Source organism: Amycolatopsis sp. NPDC023774 (genome assembly GCF_040639695.1).
Lineage (GTDB): Bacteria > Actinomycetota > Actinomycetes > Mycobacteriales > Pseudonocardiaceae > Amycolatopsis.
Genome location: NZ_JBFAAJ010000002.1, coordinates 653,740 through 670,843, shown reverse-complemented (window position 1 = coordinate 670,843; position 17,104 = coordinate 653,740). Strand labels below are relative to the sequence as shown.

13 protein-coding genes are annotated in these 17,104 nt (G+C 71.3%); 10 read left to right on the top strand and 3 right to left on the bottom strand.

From position 1 onward, the window contains the following. Positions 1 to 30 precede the first annotated feature (30 nt). Positions 31 to 789 carry an IclR family transcriptional regulator gene (locus AB0F91_RS09305; protein ID WP_360596196.1) on the bottom strand — a complete coding sequence of 253 codons (759 nt, stop codon included), beginning with the start codon at positions 787 to 789 and terminating at the stop codon, positions 31 to 33. A gap of 98 nt (positions 790 to 887) precedes the next feature. Between AB0F91_RS09305 and AB0F91_RS09300 the strand changes: the two genes are divergently transcribed. From AB0F91_RS09300 to AB0F91_RS09290, 3 genes are read left to right on the top strand one after another with little or no spacing between them, the layout of a single operon-like run. Further along, a complete protein-coding gene (locus AB0F91_RS09300; protein WP_360596195.1) occupies positions 888 to 1,997 on the top strand; it encodes a mandelate racemase/muconate lactonizing enzyme family protein in 1,110 nt (369 codons plus the stop codon). Then, on the top strand, positions 1,985 to 2,170 hold the full coding sequence (locus tag AB0F91_RS09295; protein WP_360596194.1) for a hypothetical protein: 186 nt from the start codon (positions 1,985 to 1,987) through the stop codon (positions 2,168 to 2,170). Before AB0F91_RS09300 ends, AB0F91_RS09295 begins: the two co-directional genes overlap by 13 nt. Positions 2,171 to 2,207: 37 nt before the next feature. Further along, positions 2,208 to 3,302: an iron-containing alcohol dehydrogenase gene (locus AB0F91_RS09290; protein WP_360596193.1), complete on the top strand. Its 1,095-nt coding sequence runs from the start codon at positions 2,208 to 2,210 to the stop codon at positions 3,300 to 3,302. A gap of 171 nt (positions 3,303 to 3,473) precedes the next feature. Here AB0F91_RS09290 and AB0F91_RS09285 read toward each other — a convergent pair whose 3' ends face one another. Then, entirely contained in the window at positions 3,474 to 8,945 is a 5,472-nt protein-coding gene (locus AB0F91_RS09285) for a biotin carboxylase N-terminal domain-containing protein (RefSeq protein WP_360596191.1), read from the bottom strand. A gap of 385 nt (positions 8,946 to 9,330) precedes the next feature. Between AB0F91_RS09285 and AB0F91_RS09280 the strand changes: the two genes are divergently transcribed. From AB0F91_RS09280 to AB0F91_RS09255, 6 genes are all read left to right on the top strand, one after another. Beyond that, positions 9,331 to 9,855 carry a cupin domain-containing protein gene (locus tag AB0F91_RS09280; RefSeq protein ID WP_360596189.1) on the top strand — a complete coding sequence of 175 codons (525 nt, stop codon included), beginning with the start codon at positions 9,331 to 9,333 and terminating at the stop codon, positions 9,853 to 9,855. 291 nt (positions 9,856 to 10,146) lie between these two features. After that, complete coding sequence (locus AB0F91_RS09275; RefSeq protein ID WP_360596187.1) at positions 10,147 to 10,632, top strand: ATP-binding cassette domain-containing protein; 486 nt, start codon at positions 10,147 to 10,149, stop codon at positions 10,630 to 10,632. 17 nt (positions 10,633 to 10,649) lie between these two features. Further along, complete coding sequence (locus tag AB0F91_RS09270) at positions 10,650 to 11,672, top strand: sugar ABC transporter ATP-binding protein (protein ID WP_360596185.1); 1,023 nt, start codon at positions 10,650 to 10,652, stop codon at positions 11,670 to 11,672. Next, positions 11,669 to 12,670 (top strand): ABC transporter permease, encoded by a 1,002-nt coding sequence (locus AB0F91_RS09265; protein ID WP_360596184.1) that lies wholly within the window; start codon positions 11,669 to 11,671, stop codon positions 12,668 to 12,670. Before AB0F91_RS09270 ends, AB0F91_RS09265 begins: the two co-directional genes overlap by 4 nt. A 28-nt stretch (positions 12,671 to 12,698) precedes the next feature. Further along, positions 12,699 to 13,712, top strand: coding sequence for a substrate-binding domain-containing protein (locus AB0F91_RS09260; protein WP_360596183.1), 1,014 nt, complete (start codon positions 12,699 to 12,701; stop codon positions 13,710 to 13,712). Then, a complete protein-coding gene (locus AB0F91_RS09255; protein ID WP_360596181.1) occupies positions 13,709 to 15,115 on the top strand; it encodes an L-fucose/L-arabinose isomerase family protein in 1,407 nt (468 codons plus the stop codon). Before AB0F91_RS09260 ends, AB0F91_RS09255 begins: the two co-directional genes overlap by 4 nt. Before the next feature lie 19 nt (positions 15,116 to 15,134). On the opposite strand, the gene AB0F91_RS09250 is transcribed toward AB0F91_RS09255, so the two are convergent. Further along, positions 15,135 to 15,515, bottom strand: a complete 381-nt coding sequence (locus AB0F91_RS09250) for a hypothetical protein (RefSeq protein ID WP_360596179.1) — start codon at positions 15,513 to 15,515, stop codon at positions 15,135 to 15,137. A gap of 1,093 nt (positions 15,516 to 16,608) precedes the next feature. On the opposite strand from AB0F91_RS09250, the gene AB0F91_RS09245 reads away from it, so the two are divergent. After that, positions 16,609 to 17,022: an SsgA family sporulation/cell division regulator gene (locus tag AB0F91_RS09245; protein WP_360596177.1), complete on the top strand. Its 414-nt coding sequence runs from the start codon at positions 16,609 to 16,611 to the stop codon at positions 17,020 to 17,022. Positions 17,023 to 17,104 lie beyond the last annotated feature (82 nt).

The window sequence follows — 17,104 nt, the reverse complement described above, 5'->3', positions numbered from 1 at the left end:
GTGCCGAGTCCACAACGGACTCGGCACCCCTCAGGTCATCCGCCCCGGCGGTGGCTCCGGCTCCCACCCCAGATGCGCCGACACCACATCCGCCGCCGCAACCGTCCGGCGCCCCGCTTCCTCCAGCCGGGAGCCGATCCGGGCGTGCGGTGCCGAAATGTTCAGCGCCGCCACCACGCGCCCCCGGAAGTCCCGCACCGGAGCCGACACGCCGGACAATCCCGGCTCGAACTCCTCCACCACCCGGGCAAACCCCTTGTCACGGGCGGCCCGGATGGTGGTCCACAACGTGGGAAGCGCGGGATGGCCGGGGAACCGCACGTAGAGCTCGTCAGGCGTGGCGTCGAACAGCAGCACGCGCCCGGCGGAGGTGCGGTCGGCCGGCACGCCGCGGCCCTCCCATTCATGGACGCGGAACGAGTGCCCCGAGACCGAAAGCAGCGTCAGCACCACGCGGTCGCGCAGCACGCACAGGTGGCTCGTCTCCTCGAGGTCCGCCGACAGCGCGTGCATCACGGGCTCCGCGGCGCGCACCAGCCGGTCCTCCGCACTGCGCGCCACCAGCGAAAACAGTCTTCGGCCCATCCGGTAGCGGAGGGTGTCGGGGTCGCGCTCGACCACGCCCTCCAGCGCCAGCGCCTTCAGCGCGCGGCTCACCTGGCTCTTCTCGCGCCCGGTCAGCGCGGCCAGCCGCACCACGCCGAGGCCGCCCGCGCGCTGGGCCTCGGCCGAGGCCAGGGCCTCGAGCAGGTCGAGGTCGCGGCGCAGGCCGTGCCCGGACACCGTCATGGCCGAACCCTAGACCGAGTTGGCCTGAGCGCAACACAGGTCGCGATGTCCCGCGCACCCTTGTCGGCCCGCCCGGCGCGCTCGTAGCGTCGAAGCCGATGAAGATCACCGCGATCGCGCTCGACCACCTGCGCCTGCCGCTCGACCCCCCGCTGCACGCGGCGTGGGACCCCGAGCCACGGCGGCACTTCGACGCCACGATCGTGCGCGTCCACACCGACGAAGGCGTCACCGGCATCGGCTCCGGCGACACGATGGCGGGCTTCGAGGCCGTGGAGCACCTGTTCGTCGGCACCGACCCGCTGGACATCGTCCGCCACGTCAAAGCCATCGAGACGGCCAACTTCCACGGCGGCCGCTACTGGCCGCTCGAAGCCGCGCTCTGGGACGTCATCGGCCAGGTCTCGGGCCTCCCCGTCGCCACGCTCTTCGGGAACTCCGCGCAGTCGCTGCCCGTTTACGCTTCCTCGGCGGAGCTCAAGCCGCCGGCCGAACGCGTCGAGGCAGCGCAGCAGGCTTGCGAAGAAGGCTTCCGCGCACTGAAAATCCGCGTCGACCGCGACCGCGCTGACGAGGGCGTCGAGACCGTCGCCGCCGTGCGTGAAGCGCTCGGTTCGAATTTCCACATCATGGTGGATCTCAACCAGTCCTGGCGCATGGCCGGCGACACCGCGCCCGCCACCGACCTCGCCGCGACCCGCCGGCTCGTGCGCCGCCTCGCCGAGCTCGAGGTGTGCTGGGTCGAAGAACCGTTGCCCTACGCCGATGTCGAAGGTTTTCGCACGCTGCGTTCGGAAAACCCCGGGCTTCGCATCGCCGCGGGGGAAATGCATCACTCCGTGCCGGATTTGCTGCGCTATCTCGAACAAGACGTGCTCGATGTCTACCAAATGGACGCCGTGCTCGCGGTGGGAATGCACCGCGCCCGCACCCTCGCCGAGGTGGCGCAGCTGAAGCACCGCGCGTTCACCCCGCACAGCTGGACCAACGGCATCGGCCTGCTCGCGAACCTCGCGCTGGCCGCGGGCGTCGGCGCCGGCCCGTACCTGGAGTTCCCGTACGACCCACCCGGCTGGACTCCGGAACGACGCGACTTCATGCTGGCCGCACCCCTGACGATCACCCCGGGCGGCGAGCTCACCGTGCCGCGGCGGCCCGGGCTCGGCGTCGAACTCGACGAGGAGGCGGTGGACCGGTGGCGAATCTGACCCACGAAGACTGGCTGGCCGCGGCCGGGAAGCGCACCCCCGAGACCAGGCCGTTGTCCGGCATCACTTTCCCGCCCGCCTCGCCCCGCGACGGAAGCGTGCCGGCCGACTGCGGCGCCGACGACGCCGACCGCGCCGCCCGCGAGGACAGCCGCCGGCGCGACCTCTCCTGAGTTGTCGACTTGTCCACCTCCCGGGAAAGGGGCACGCGTGGTGCGGACCGAGTTCGGGCCCGGCTTCGTCGAACGGCTGCCGGAGTTCGCCGCCGAGCTGGGCGGATCGCGGGTCTTCGTGGTGACCGACCGCGGCCTGCGCGCGACGGGCATCGTCGGGCGCGTCGAGAAGATCTTCGCCGCGGCAGGTGTCGCGTGTGCCGTGCACGAGGACATCGGCCCCAACCCCGCGACGACAGAGCTCGACCGCGGCGCCGCCCGCCTGCGCGACGACGGGGCCGCGGTCGTGATCGCCCTCGGCGGCGGGTCCGCTCTGGACGCGGCCAAGGGCATTTCGCTGCTGGCCGGTAACCCCGGTGCGCTCGCCGCCGACGCCGACACGCTGTGGTCCGCTTCGGACGGACTGCCGATCGTCGCAGTGCCGACGACGTCGGGCACCGGCGCGGAGACCAATGGTTTCGGTGTGGTGGAAGACACCCGCTTGCGTCGGAAAATCTACATCGGACACGAGTCGGTCCGCCCGCGGATCGCCGCGCTCGATCCGGAACTCACGCTCGGCCTGCCCGCCGCGATCACGGCCGCCACCGGCCTCGACGCCCTCGTCCACGGCGTCGAGTCCCTCGCCTCCCTCGGCACCGACGCGGTGTCGGCGGCCGACGCCGCCCGTGCCGTCGCCCTCGTCGGCGCCTGGCTCCCGATCGCCTACCGCGACGGTGCCAATCTGGAGGCCCGCTCCCAGCTCATGCTCGGCGCGCACCTCGCGGGCCAGGCCCTGACGCGCTCCGGCCTCGGCCTGGTCCACGGCCTCGGCCACGCCATCACGGCCCGCACCGGCACCCCGCACGGCGTCGCGCTGGGCGCGGTGCTGGAGGAGGTGATGACCTACACGGCCCCGTTCGCGACCGCGGCCTACGCCACCGTCGCCGACTGCCTCCGCGCCCGCAATGCCGTCGACGCCGTCCGCGCGATCTCCACAGCCATTGACCTCAAGCGCCCGCTGCGCACCTTCGGCCTCACCCGCGCCGACCTGCCCGCGCTGGCCACGGCCGCTCTGGCGGACGCGGTGACGAAAAACGCTCCCCGCGCGCCACGCCAAGACGAGGTCGAGGACCTGCTCGCCTCGGTCTACTGAGGACAAGCCCACTGAGAACGGCGATCGCGCTGGGTCCGGGCGACCGGCACCTCGGCCCTCCCGAGTCGCAGCCTCTCGCGTGTGCGGCCGGGCCCCAGCCCGGCACCGCTGTCCACCGAGGACAAAGAAAACGCCGGACCCCACCCGGAGCCCGGCGTTTCCCAGCAACACTCAACGCTTCAACCCGTGCTCAATCGCCTCCACGATCCGCGGCCGAAGGTCGGCCACGCTGATGATCGCGTCCACCGAGCCGACTTCCACGGCGCGCTGGATGCTGTGCACGCGGTCGAACTCGGCGGCCACCTCACCGAGCTTCTCGGCGCGCACGGACGACAGCACCTCCGCCAGCTCGGCCGCGCAGGCCGCGCGCTCGGCGCCGCTCAGCTCGCCCAGCCGCACCTGCAACGAGGAGACCCGCGGGTCGTTCGCCGTGCGCGTGGTGACCTCCCCCGAGAAGACCACCGCGGCGGCCGGCGCGCCACCCAGCACCGAGGCGAAGGACCCTTCCAGGGCGAGTACCGTCATGTTCGGGTTGAGCGCCTTGGAGAACACCACGAACGCCCCGCCGTGATAGCGGGAGATCACCGTGAAGACGATCGGGCCGTCGAAGTTGACGATCGCGCGGCCGATCTCGGCGCCGTATTCCAGCTGGAGCTTGCGCATGGACTCGGGGGAGCCGTCGAAGCCCGACAGGTTCGCCAGCACCACCAGCGGACGGTTGCCGCTGGCCGAGTTGATGGCGCGGGCGACCTTTTTGGACGAGCGCGGGAACAGGGTCCCCGCGGTGTAGGTGTCCGGGCCGTCGGTGGGCGGGAAGCCGCGGCGCGGCACGGAGCGCGACTCGATGCCGAGCAGGCACACGGGGTGCCCGCCGATGTGCACGTCCTGCACCGCGGCCGTGTCCGCGTCGGCCATGCCGGCCCAGCGCTCCAGCACCGGATGGTCCTGGTCGGACACTGCGCGCATCACCGTGCGGATGTCGAACGGCTTCTTCCGGTCCGGGTTGTGCTCGGCCGAGAAGATCTGGCCCACCGAGGTGAAGTCGCTGCCGACGATCGCGTGCGGAAAGTCCGACACGTCGCGGCTGACCGGGTCCGACGTCGCCGCGGTGCGCGGGCCGGGTTCGCCCGGCACGACGTAGGTGTGGTCGTAGTGCGCCATCAGCACGTCACGCGCGCCCGCCAGGTTCGGTGCCCAGTACTGCGCCTGGCCGTTCGGGCCCATCACGCGGTCGTAGCCGCCGATGCCAAAGTTGTCCTCGGCCGACACACCACCGGAGAAGTCGAGCGACTGCTTGCCCGTGAGCACCATCGCGGAATCCGGCGTCATCACCAGAATGCCCTTGGTGTGCATGAGCATCGTCGCTTCGGCGTTCCAGTACGGCTGGCCGCCGACGGTGATCCCGGAGACGACGATGTTGATCTCGCCGCCGTCCTGCGTGAACTCGACGATCCGCTTGAGCGCCGCCGCGATCCAGTCCATGTTCTCAACGCCGGAATCCATCGAGATCTTGGCGCCGGACGACAGCGCGAACCACTCGACGGGGACCTGCATCCGCTCGGCCAGGTCGAGCGCGCCGATCACCCGCGCGCACTCCGGCTCCGCGAGCGCGCCGAGGGACTTCGTCGGATCGCCCAGCAGCACCACCCGCGTGACGCCCTCGGGAACCCGCTCGGTCGGCGTGGAGACGACACCCGCGACGATCCCGGCCTTGTTGCGCCCCTTCGGCCGCTCGACCGGCACGAGCACACCGGAGTCGTCGAGGTCGTGCTCGGTGAACGTGCCGCCGCCGGCGAGCAGGTCGGTGAGCTCGTACGGGTACACGGTGTCGCGCCGCGCCGCGCGCAGAACCTTCTGGCGGTAGTCGTCCAACGGCTGCACCGGGTCCTGCGACGGCTCGCCGACGGACAGGCGCACGCCCGAGCCGGCCTCGCTGCGGATCGTCACGGCCAGCTCGGTCAGCTCGCCCGTCTCAGGGTTGCGCCGCCGCGCCAGGAACTGGATCTCCTCCAAGCCCGCGCCCGCCGTCGACGGCAGCACGCGCTGGGCTAGCAAGTTCAGCTCGTCCATGGTGAGGTCGCTGGGCGGCCACACGTAAATGACGATCCGGTTAATGTCGAAGCGTTTCCGGGCCGGGCGCTGCGCCTGCACGTTGCGGATCGCGTCGAGGCACGCGGCCAGCGTGTCCTCGGCCGCGGGCAGCGACACGAGCCGGCCGTCGGCCTCGCGCAGCGGCGTCAGGTCACGCACCTGCGCCATCGCGACGAGCCGCTCGTCGGCCGGATTGGCCTGCGCGACGCACTTGAACAGGTACACCTCTTCGTCGGCCGAAGGCAGGCGCGTGAGGTCGAACTCCTGCAGCCGCTCCAGCTGCATGCGCTCGGCGACGCGCGGGTGCAGGCCGCGGATCAGCCGATCCTCGGCGAAACCTTCGGCGCTGCGGCGGAAGGTGAAGTGGTGGTGCATCACGGCCCCGCCGCCCCCGGCGACGGTGGTGGTGATGCGCGTGATCGCCTCCGGCAGTGGCTGCGCGGCGATGACCTCGCCGAGCCGCGCGGCCATCGCGTCGGAGTCGGGCTGGTCGGCCCACGTCACGTAGAGGTCGGCGACGGCGTACGTGCCGGCGTCGCTCGCCAGCTCACCCGCGGCGCGGACGGCGGCGGGCAGCCGCGCGAAGTCGACGGCCGTGGTGACCACCCGGGCGGGCTCGGCGTGCTCTGCGGTGACGAACACACACTCCTCGACCTCCCGCCGTTCGATTCCGGACAGGGTCTTGTTGCCGTAGTAACGCCGCGTGAGAACTTCCAGCAGCGGCGCGTGATCCGTGCCCGGCCGGTCGATGCGCTGGCCGAGCAACCGCACCAGCGGCTCGGAGCTCGACACCATGCCGGCGATGAGTTCCGCGCGGTCCGCCGCGTCCGGGTTGCGGTCGAGGTGTTTGAGGCTCCGGCGGACCTCGGCGTAGACCTCGGCGCGGGCACGGCGCAGCAGCGGCTGGGCGAACCAGCGGAACACCACGCCGCGCGCGAAGTCGCTCACCGCCGGATGGCGCACCTGCGTGGCGGCCACGAGGTGCTCCAGCGCCAGGCCGGCCTCCTCGCGCAGGTCACCGGTGGGCGGCGCCTCCGTGAGCCACTGCCGCAGCAGCGCCGTGACGATCGCGACGTCCGACGAAGACCGTTGCTGGGCCAGGAAAATGCGGAAGACCGCTTCCTCCAGCTCCGGCGTGCGCTCCAGGTCGGCCACGCCGTAGTGGCCGAGCACGCGGCGCAGGCGGGCCTGGAACGTCTCCGGCAGCCCGGCGCGCTCCACGTCGAGGCTCTGCAGGTAGGTGTGGAAGTACTCGCGGGCGCTGTGCACCGGGCTCGCCGGGCTGACGTCTTCGCCGGCCGGCTTGTTCCGCGTGAGCTCCGACAGGTCGGCGAACACACCCAGCAGCTCCACCTCGTCCGCCAGCGGCCGGGCCGCACCCAACTCGGCCCGCGCGGCGAGGTAACCGGCGAGCGTGCGGCGCTGGTCGTGCGGGTCGACGTCGAACCCGAGGAGCAGGCCGCGCAGGTCCTGCAGCCCGCGGGCCGCGCGGTCGGCGGCGGAGGTGGCCGTAGCCTCGGCGGGCAGCTCGATCTCCACGGTCTCGCCGGCGTCGGCGGCTTCCGCGGCGTCATCGTCGTCGGCCAGCGGCTCGAGGCGCATCAGCGCGGCGCCGGTCTCGACCTGGCTGCCGATCGACACGGGCAGCTCCCGCACCCGGGCGCGGAACGGCGCGCGAAGCACCGTCTCCATCTTCATGCTCTCCAGCACGAGGATCGGCGCGCCTCCGTCGACCTCGTCACCGACGGCCAGCGGTGTCGCGACGACCAGCGCGGGCGCGGGGGAGCGGACGACACCGCCCTCGTCGCGGCTCACGCGGTGGGTGATGCCGTCGACCTCGACCAGGTGGATCGGGCCGTGGGTGGCGGCGACGAGGCGGAACCGCGTGCCGTTCACGGTGATCTGGCCGCTGTGGGAGTCGAAGCGCTCGATCTCGACGTCGGCCGGGTGCACGTCGCCGCCGCCGCTGATGCCGACGCGGAAACGCTTCGATCCGATGCGCGCGACGCTCACGCGGTACGCGACGCCGCGCAGCTTCAGGTCGAGCGGACGGCCGCTCTCGAACTGCACCTGCGGACGCCCGCCGTGCGCGGTCGACAGCAGCCGTACCCGGGCGATCTCTTCCTCGTCCTCGTAGGCCTCGATGGCCGCGGCGGCGAGCGCGATCGCGGAGTGCTTGCTGGTGACCAGGCGGCCTTCGGCGCGGACGCGGTCGATCCAGCCGGTGTCGGCGCCGGCGTCGATCACCTCGGGTTGGTCGAGCAGGTCGAGCACGAAGCTCTTGTTGGTGGCGCCGCCCTCGATGATCACGGTGGTCTCGGACATCGCACGGCGCAGGCGGGCGAGCGCCTGGTCGCGGTCGCGGCCGTAGGCGATGATCTTGGCGATCATCGAGTCGAAGTCGGCCGGGATCGTGTCGCCTTCGCTCACACCGGTGTCGACGCGGATGCCGGGGCCGGCCGGCAGCTGCAGCCGCGCGATGTGGCCGGGTGAGGGAGCGAAGTCGCGGTCGGGGTCCTCGGCGTTGAGCCGTGCCTCCACGGCGTGGCCGAGTTCGGCGGGCTGCTCGCCCTCGAGCTTGCCGCCGGACGCGACGTGCAGCTGCAGCCGCACGAGGTCCGTACCGGTGGTGATCTCCGTGATCGGGTGTTCCACCTGCAGGCGGGTGTTCACCTCGAGGAAGGCGAACAGCTTCTCGCCCGGGTGGTAGAGGAACTCGACGGTGCACGCGCCGCGGTAGCCGACCTTGACCGCGAGCCGCTCGGCCGACGACTTCAGCTCGGCCGTCTGCTCCGGCGAGAGGACCGGCGACGCCGACTCCTCGATGATCTTCTGGTTGCGCCGCTGCACCGAGCAGTCGCGCACGCCCAGCGCCCACGCCGTTTCGCCGTCGGAGATCACCTGGACCTCGACGTGGCGCGCGCCCGTGACCAGGCGCTCCAGGAACACGATGCCACTGCCGAACGCGCGCAGCGCTTCCTGCCTGGTGCGCTCGTAGGCGTCGGTGAGCTCGTCGGCCGAGGACACCTTGCGGATACCGCGCCCGCCGCCGCCCGCGGTGGCCTTGAGCATGAGCGGGTAGCCGATCTTGTCGCCGGCTGCCAGCGCGTCTTCGAGCGTCGCGACCTCGCCGCGGCTCCACGGCGCCACGGGGACGCCGACCTCCTCGGCGATCAGCTTCGCGCCGATCTTGTCACCGAGCCGGCGCATGGCGTCGGCGCTCGGCCCGATGAAGGTCACCCCCACCTTCTCGCACAGCTGGGCGAACGCAGGGTCCTCGGCGACGAAGCCCCAGCCGACCCACGCGGCGTCGGCCTTCGTCTCGATCAGCGCCTGCTCCAGCTTGGCGAGATCGAGGTACGGGCGCGCCGAGGCCGGCCCGAGCGAGTAGGCCACGTCGGCCTCCCGCACGAACGTCGCGGACCGGTCCGCGTCCGTGTAGAGGGCGACCGTCTCGATCCGTGTACCGGTCTCCGCGGAGAGATCTCGGACAGCGTGGATCAACCGCATTGCGGCTTCCCCGCGGTTCACGATGGCGACACGACTGAACACCGGACTGAGCCTCCCAAGTACCCACGCGCAGCAGGCGACGTCCGTGTCCGGATCGTCGCCTGTCTTCGCTTACACCCTGCTCCCTTACCGGCGGGTACACCAATGTCGTGCATGCCGCATGCCGGAGCCGCTGCATTGTGGGAACCCGCCAAAAAGTTGCCCAGGCCACACCGTCGGGGACACGTTTCGCGCGAGGTCTGCCACAAACCACCCGGGTAACCGTACGGCGTGAGCACGGGGGAAAGGCGAGAGTGCGGAGCGTGGCCGCGGTTGTCGCCGGGACGGTGCGTGATCGTCACCGGGTGTTCAACCTCCAATGTGGTTTGATACCGAATAGTTCGGCGACGTACTATCTTGCTGATAGGTGTCGCATGAGGAGGTCGGGATGAATCAACCGGTGCTGGTCCGGGGTACCGAGGCCGAGGTGCTGGGCGCCGCGCCCAATCGGACGTGGCTGCTCGCGGACGCCGCCGACACCGGCGGCGTGATGAACGTGGTGCGGACGACGCTGGGGCCGGGTGTGGACGGTCCGCCGCCACACTTCCACCGTCTGGCGCCGGAGATGTTCTACGTCCTCGAGGGCCGCCTGCGGGTCCTCGTCGGCGACGACGTGGTGGTCCTGACCGCCGGCGACTACCTGCTGGTGCCTCCGGGTGTCGTGCACGCTTGGGGCACTCCGGCCGGGTCCGGTGCCGACGTGCTGATCGTCAAGGCGCCGGGGGAGAACCGTTTCGGCTACTTCCGTCTGGGCGACCGCATCCGGCGGGGTGCGGCGGATCCCGCGGAGGTCCTGGCCACGCAGGAGGAGTTCGACAACCACTTCACGACGAGTCCCGTGTGGACGCGGCTTCTGGCGAGGGAGCCGGAGCGTGCTTCGGTGGTGGATTTCCCCGGCGGCGTGGCGGAGTGACGGGCGCCCGCCGGGTGCGTGGTGCGGGCTGGCTCGGTGGTGGCGCCGGCCCGTTTCGACGTGGCCGCGGGCCCTCTTTCCGATCGACGGGTGCCCTTGCCGTGTCTGCCCGGGGCGTGGACTTGGCGGAGTAGAGCGGTGGCCCGCTCGGTCGGGGCTTTCCGCAGAACCGCGCGCCTGATGGTCCGGTTTCCCCCGTTTTCGACCGGTTGTCCAGTGACTCTTGACACACCTCGCCGGCGCCCTTAGTTTCGCTGGTAATCGATTTCTCGAACGGTGGGATCGAGGGCGATGGGCGACGACGGCGTCGCGCTGGTCGAGCTGGTCGGCGTCAGCAAGACCTACGGCGGAGTGCGTGCAGTTCGTTCGGTGGATTTCACCGTGTGGGCGGGGGAGGTGCACGCGCTCCTCGGGGAGAACGGGGCGGGCAAGTCCACCCTGATGAAAGTTCTCTCCGGAGAGGTGGCCGCCGAGGAGGGGGCGATCCGGATCGGCGGCCTGCCGGTCCGGTTCGCCCGCCCGGCCGACGCGCAGCGGGCCGGCGTCGCGATGATCCATCAAGAGCTCGACCTCGTGCCGGCGCTTTCCGTGGCGGAGAACGTGTTCCTCGGGCGCGAGCCGCACACCGGCTGCGGCGTGCTCGACCGCAAGCGGATGGTCCGCGCCACCCGAGCCCTGCTCGAACAGTCCGGCGTGGACCTCGACGCCACCACGCCCGTCGAACGGTTGCGCACCGGCGAACAGCAATTGGTGACCATCGCGAAACGCTGTCGCTGAACGCACGGATCCTGATCATGGACGAACCGACCTCGGCGCTTTCCCCGCGCGAAGTCGAGCGGTTGTTCGCAGTGATCGACCAGTTGCGCACAGCCGGGGTGGCCCTGGTGTACATCTCCCACCGCATGGAAGAAATCGGACGCGTCGCAGATCGGGCGACGGTGCTGCGCAACGGCGAGGTCGTGGCCGAGTTCGCCGCGCGCGAGCTGACGGCGTCGCAGGTCGCCGAGGCGATGGTCGGCCGGCCGGTGCAGCAGATGTTCACGACCGAAACCAAACCGTCCGAAGGCGAACACGTTCTGGTGGTGGACGGCCTCGTGGTCACACCGAAGGCCGGCCGCCGTGAACCCGCTGGGGTCAGCCTGAGTGTCGGCGCCGGGGAGATCGTCGGGGTCGCCGGGCTGCTCGGCTCAGGACGCACCGAACTCCTCGAGGCCCTCTACGGCGCGTCTCCCGGAACCATCACCGGTGGCCGAATTCAGCTCAACGGCAAGGAGTACCGGCCGAGATCCCCACGAGACGCGCTCCGCAACGGCGTGGCCTTCGTCCCCGAGGACCGCCGGATCTCCGGCCTCTCGCTCGGCCACTCGGTCCTCGCCAACACCGTCCTGTCCGTCGTCGACGCCCTCGCCCGCTTCGGTGTCGTCGCCGCCGGCAGAGAGCGCGAAGCCGCACACAACGTGGCCGCACAGCTCGGTGTCAAACTTCGCACATTGGCCGAGCCGGTCGGCGCGCTGTCCGGAGGCAACCAGCAAAAGGTGGTTCTCGGACGCGCTTTGCTCACCAAACCAGGACTGCTGTTACTCGACGAACCAACCCGAGGAGTCGACGTCGGCGCGAAAGCCGAGATCTACCGGATCTTGGGAGAAGTCGCGCAAACCGGGGTGGGAATCCTTCTCGCGTCGTCCGAACCCGCAGAACTGGTGGGGGTTTGCGACCGTGTGGTGGTGCTGCGCGGCGGCAAGACCGCGCACGAGTTCGACACCGCGCTCGCCGGCGAAGGCGAGCTGCTCGCCGCGTCGATGGGGGACGTCAGGTGACCGGCCGCTCGGTGCTCGCCACGCTGTTCCGGTTCCAAAGCGTCTTCGGGCTCGTCGTGGTGTTCGCCGCGGCGATCGTGTTCTCACCCTCGAACGACGGCGAACTCGTTTTCCTGGGCGCCGACAACCTGCTCAACGTCGTCCGCGCCATCTCCGAGATCGGCATCCTCGCCGTCGGCATGACGTTGGTGATCCTCGTCGGCGGCATCGACCTGTCCGTGGGGTCGGTGCTGGGACTGGCGAGCGTCGGCGTCGCCGAGCTGCTCACCACGAACGACTGGGCACTCCTGCCCGCCGTGGTCGCGATCCTCGCGCTGGGCTTGGGTTTCGGCCTGGTCCAAGGAATCGCGAGTGCGCGGTTCCGCATCCAGTCGTTCATCGTCACCCTGGCGGGCATGCAGATCGCCCGCGGCCTCGCGCGTATGTGGTCCGGCGGCGAAGGGGTGTCCATCACCTACGGCGACGGGCCCGGCCAGGCGCCGGTCCCGTTCTCGCTGCTGGGGGAACGGACCTTCAACGGCACCGTGCCGATCCCCGCGCTCATCTTCGTGGTGGTCGCCGCCCTCGCCATGGTGCTGCTGCGGGTGAGCGCCTTCTCCCGGCACATCTACGCGATCGGCGGCAACGAAAAGGCCGCGCGGCTCTCCGGCGTGCCCGTGGTGCGCGTGAAGGTGCTCGTGTTCGGCATCTGCGGGCTGCTCGCCGCGCTGGCGGGCATCGTCCACGCGGGACAGCTCAACTTCGGCGGCCCCAACGACGGCAGTGGCTACGAGCTCAACGCGATCGCCGCCGTGGTCATCGGCGGCACCAGCCTCTCGGGTGGGCGCGGGACCGTGCTCGGCACCGTGGCCGGCGCGCTGCTCGTCGGCGTGCTCGACAACATCCTCCAGCTCAACAACATCGACTCCAACGTGCAGCTGATCGTGGTCGGCGTGGTGATCGTGTTCGCCGCCGGGCTGCAACGCCTGCGCCCGGGCCGCGCGCAGGCCGGACCGTAGGCACGTTCGCCAGGGAAGGGGAGCTCACATGTCCACCACCACTCGCCGCGGGCTGGCGCTCGCGGTCGCCGGGGTCGCCTTCGCGGCCACGGCCTGCGGCACCACGCACGAGAACGCACCGGGGGCGTCGTCCGGCGCCGGGCCCGCCGCGCAGGCGTGCAAGGGGCCGGGCGGGAAGTTCACCATCGGCATGAGCCAGGCGAACCTCGGCGAGCCCTACCGCGTGCGGATGGACGACGACATCCGCAAGGCGGCCGCGTCGATCCCGCAGTTCACGGTCAACTTCGCCGACGCTGCGCAGGACAACTCGAAGCAGGTGGAGCAGGTCAGCACGTTCCTCACGCAGAAGATCGACCTGCTGATCATCAGCCCGAACGAGGCGACGCCGCTGACCAGCGTCGTGAAGAAGGCCTACGACCAGGGCATACCGGTACTGGTGCTCGACCGCAAAGTGGACGGTGACGCGTACACCTCATTCATCGGAGCGGACAATGTGGACATCGGGCGCCAGGCCGGCCGGTACTTCAAGGAGCACCTGCTGCCTCAGGGCGGGAAAATCGTGGAGCTGAAGGGCCTCGCGGGTTCGACGCCGGCGAAGGAGCGCGCGGACGGCTTCAACGAGGGCATCGCGGGCACGGGCATCACGATCGTCGGGACCGCCGACGCCGACTGGCTGCGCGACAAGGGCCAGCAGCAGGCCGACGCACTGCTCAAGGCCCACCCTGACGCGCAGGCGATCTTCTCCGAGAACGACCCCATGGCCGAAGGCGCCCGGCTCGCCGCGCAGAACGCGGGCAAGGCGGCGCTGCCGATCGTCGGGATCGACGGGCTGCCCGTGCCCGAGGGCGGCATCAAGGCCGTGGAGGCCGGGCGGCTCTCGGCCACGTTCATCTACCCGACCGGCGGGGCGGAAGCCGTTGCCGCGGCGAAGAAGCTGCTCGTCGACTGCGGGCAGGTCCAGAAGACGCAGACCCTGCAGACGCGGCTGATCACCCAGGACAACGCCGCGCAGGTCTACACCGAGCTCAACCAAGGCTCATGACGCGCATTGGGGTCATCGCGATCTCCGACGGTCGCGATCACGTGCACCGGCGCAACACCGGGTTCATCCGGTCCAAAGTGGATGCGTTCGTCGCCGCCCTCACGGCCGCCGGTCACGACGTGATCAGCGGCGGGCTCGTGGCCACCAACACCACGGCCACCGCGGCCGCCCGGTCCGTCGCCGCGGCTTCGGTGGACGTGACGGTGTTCTACTACGCCGTCTGGAGCTTCCCGCACTTCACGATGCTGGCGGCCGACGCGACGACGACGCCGTTGCTGCTCGTCGCGTCCACCGACCCGGCGGAACCGGGGCTCGTCGGGATGCTCGCCGCGGGCGGCGCCCTGGATCAGATCGGCCGACGGCACACGCGGCTGTGGGGCGCGCCGGACGACCCGGCGCTGATCGACGACCTCGGCGTCCAGGCGCGGGCGGCCGCCGCCGTGACGTCGCTGCGCGGCTCGACGTTCGGGCGGTTCGGTGGGCGGCCGATGGGGATGAACACGGCTGTCGCGAACACGGACCAGTGGATGCGCCAGTTCGGGGTGGACGTCGAGGAGATCGACCAGTACGAGCTCGTGCTGCGCGCGGAGAAGGCCGACGCCGCCGAGGCCGCGCGCGGGCGCGAGTGGCTGGAGCGGCTCGCGACTGTCCACTACGACGGGGAGAAGCTCACGCCTGCGTTGCTGGAGCGGCAGATCCGCGCGTACCTGGCCGTGCGGGACCTCGCGGTGGAGCGGCACCTGGACTTCTCGGGCATCAAGGCCCAGCCCGAGCTGACCGAGAACTTCGCGACGATGGACGTGGCGGAGGCGCTGCTCAACGACCCGTACGACTGGAACGGGCCCAAGCCCGTCCACGTCACCGCCACGGAGTCCGATATGGACGGAGCGCTGACGATGCAGCTGATGCACCGCATCACGGGCACGCCGGTGCTGTTCGCGGACGTCCGGCACCACCACCCCGATCGTGACGTGTGGGATTTGTGCAATTCCGGACAGCACGCGACGTGGTTCGCGGCCCGCGGCGACGATCCGGCGGAGAACCTCGGCCGGGTGCACCTGTATCCGTCGGTGTTCTTCTTCCCCGCCGGTGGCGCGTCCGTGGCGCACTTCGCGGCGCCGGGGCCGATGACCCTCGCGCGGCTCACCCGGCTCGACGGCGCCTATCGGCTGCAGCTCGTCCGGGGCGAGTTCGAGTGCTACGACGACGCCACCAACACGGCGCTGGCGGCTCGGTCCACACCGGAATGGCCGCACGCGTTCGCCCGGCTGGACGTCGAGGCCCCGGTGTTCCTTCGGGGGTTCGGCGCCAACCACATCCACGCCGTCCCGGGTGATCGGCGGCGGGAGCTACGCGTGGCCGCGGACCTGCTCGGGGTGCGCGTGGAGGAGTGGACGCGCTGACCGCTCTCGCCAGTGTCCGTCACTTTCGGGAGCCACGAACGACCATGCCCCGGTGGGACTTCTGCGTGTGGCGCTGGCCGTGGGGTTCGTGCTGCCAACTGCGCCGGGGGACGCCCGCCGCCGAGGCCGCGGCGCCCGCGCCGTCGACGAACCCACCCGCCGCAAGCCACGCGGCGGCCCCGCCGAGCACCCTCGCCGTGAGCCCGCCCACGAACACCGCCACCCGGCCGGCCACGGCCACCAGCGCCACCACCGACATCCCCAGAGCGGCCGCGCACCCCGCGAGCACCTGTGACGAACCGGAAGGGAGGTCACCGCCGAACAACCTCGGGCAGGCGTCCGCCCCGCACGCCGGCGGCGGCCCGCCGAGAGCCGGCGCACGCGCGGCGAACGCGAGCAACAGCCCTGCGGCCGTGCACGCGGCAGCCGCCGCGGAATCACCCAGCGCGAGACAGTGCCGTGGCCGCCACGAGCAGCGGCACGGCTGCCGCGCTGGCGGTGGTTGTGGCTGTGCTGCGCGGGGGGTGGGGGTGCGGTGCGGTGACCTGTGTCGGTGGCATGGCTGCCGCGCTGGCGGTGGTTGTGGCTGTGCTGCGCGGGGGGGTGGGGGTGCGGCACGGTGACCTGTGTCGGTGGCATGGCTGCCGCGCTGGCGGTGGTTGTGGCTGTGCTGCGCGGGGGGTGGGGATGCGGCACGGTGACCTGTGTCGGCGGCACGGCCGCCCGCCGGTGGTGGTTGTGGCTGTGCTTCGGGCGCGCTGGGGTGCGGCACGGCGACGAGCGTCGGCAGCAACCGTCACCCCGCCGGCGGTGGTTGTGGCTATGCTGCGCGGCGGCCTGGAGTGCGGCGCGGCGACCAGCGTCAGCGGCACCGCCACGTCGACCCCCGCCGGGCCCACCGCCCGCGTGTGCCGGGCAGCCCCGAGCCGCAACGGTGCGCGCGACGCCGGCCGCGACCGTGGCAGCGAGGTCGTCGTACTCGAGTTCCGGACAGTCTGTGCCCCTCGGCACAAGGTGAAGCCCCTCACCGTCACACAGGCGCTGGGCGCCCAGGTGCTCGCCTCCGTCACGGGGCTGCCGTCGGGGCGGCGCAGCATCCAGCCGCCGTCGTCGGCGAGCGCGTCGCGGGCGCGGCGCACCAGGCCGGGCAGCAGCTCCGCGACCGGCGAACGGTCCCGCAGCGCCTGTCCACGCGGCGGGCCGGGCGCCGCGATCGGCACCCACACCAGGCCTGCGGTCCTCGTCCGTCTCCCGGGGTGTGCCGCTCACGATGGCGGCGAGTGCAGCCCGCGGAGGCCGGCGGCAGCTTCCCGACATCGATCGGGGTCTACTTCATGCCGATGAGTGAGCGCATGAGACGTCCGTCTCCACCAAAGGAGTGAAAGATCGGTTGTCGGGCAGCTCGTACTCTTACGGGGCGTTACTCATAGAGGAACATTCACGTTGAGCCGTGAGTTGCTTCCACCCGAGAACGAGATGAAGGAGGTACCGCCATGGGCACCGAGCCCCCCGTCGTCCACGCGACGATCGTCTTCGGGCTGCGCACGTTCGGGAGCGTTCCGCTGCCGGTGCGCGCTGACCTCGAGTACGACCCGTCGGACCCGTACGCCATTTCCGTCGGCTACCACGCCGGCCCCGGTGTCGTCCGCTGGCTCTTCGGCCGCGACCTGCTCGCGGACGGCCTCATCGCCCCCGCCGGAGACGGCGACGTGCGAGTGCGCCCGGCCGCCGACGACGCCCGAGTGGTCGTGGAGCTCAACGCCCCCGACGGCTCCGCCGTGCTGGAAGCCCCGGCCGACGAGCTGGCCGACTTCCTCGACCGCACCTACGACGAGGTGCCCGCCGGCGACGAGGCCCAGTGGTTCGACTTCGACCAGGAACTCGCGAAGCTGGCCCTGCGGGACTGAGTTCCCCGGCACCATCGGGGACTCGGCTGCATCGAGGCTCAGTGCGAGCGGGTGGTTCGCACCATTGCGCCCACCCACCGGC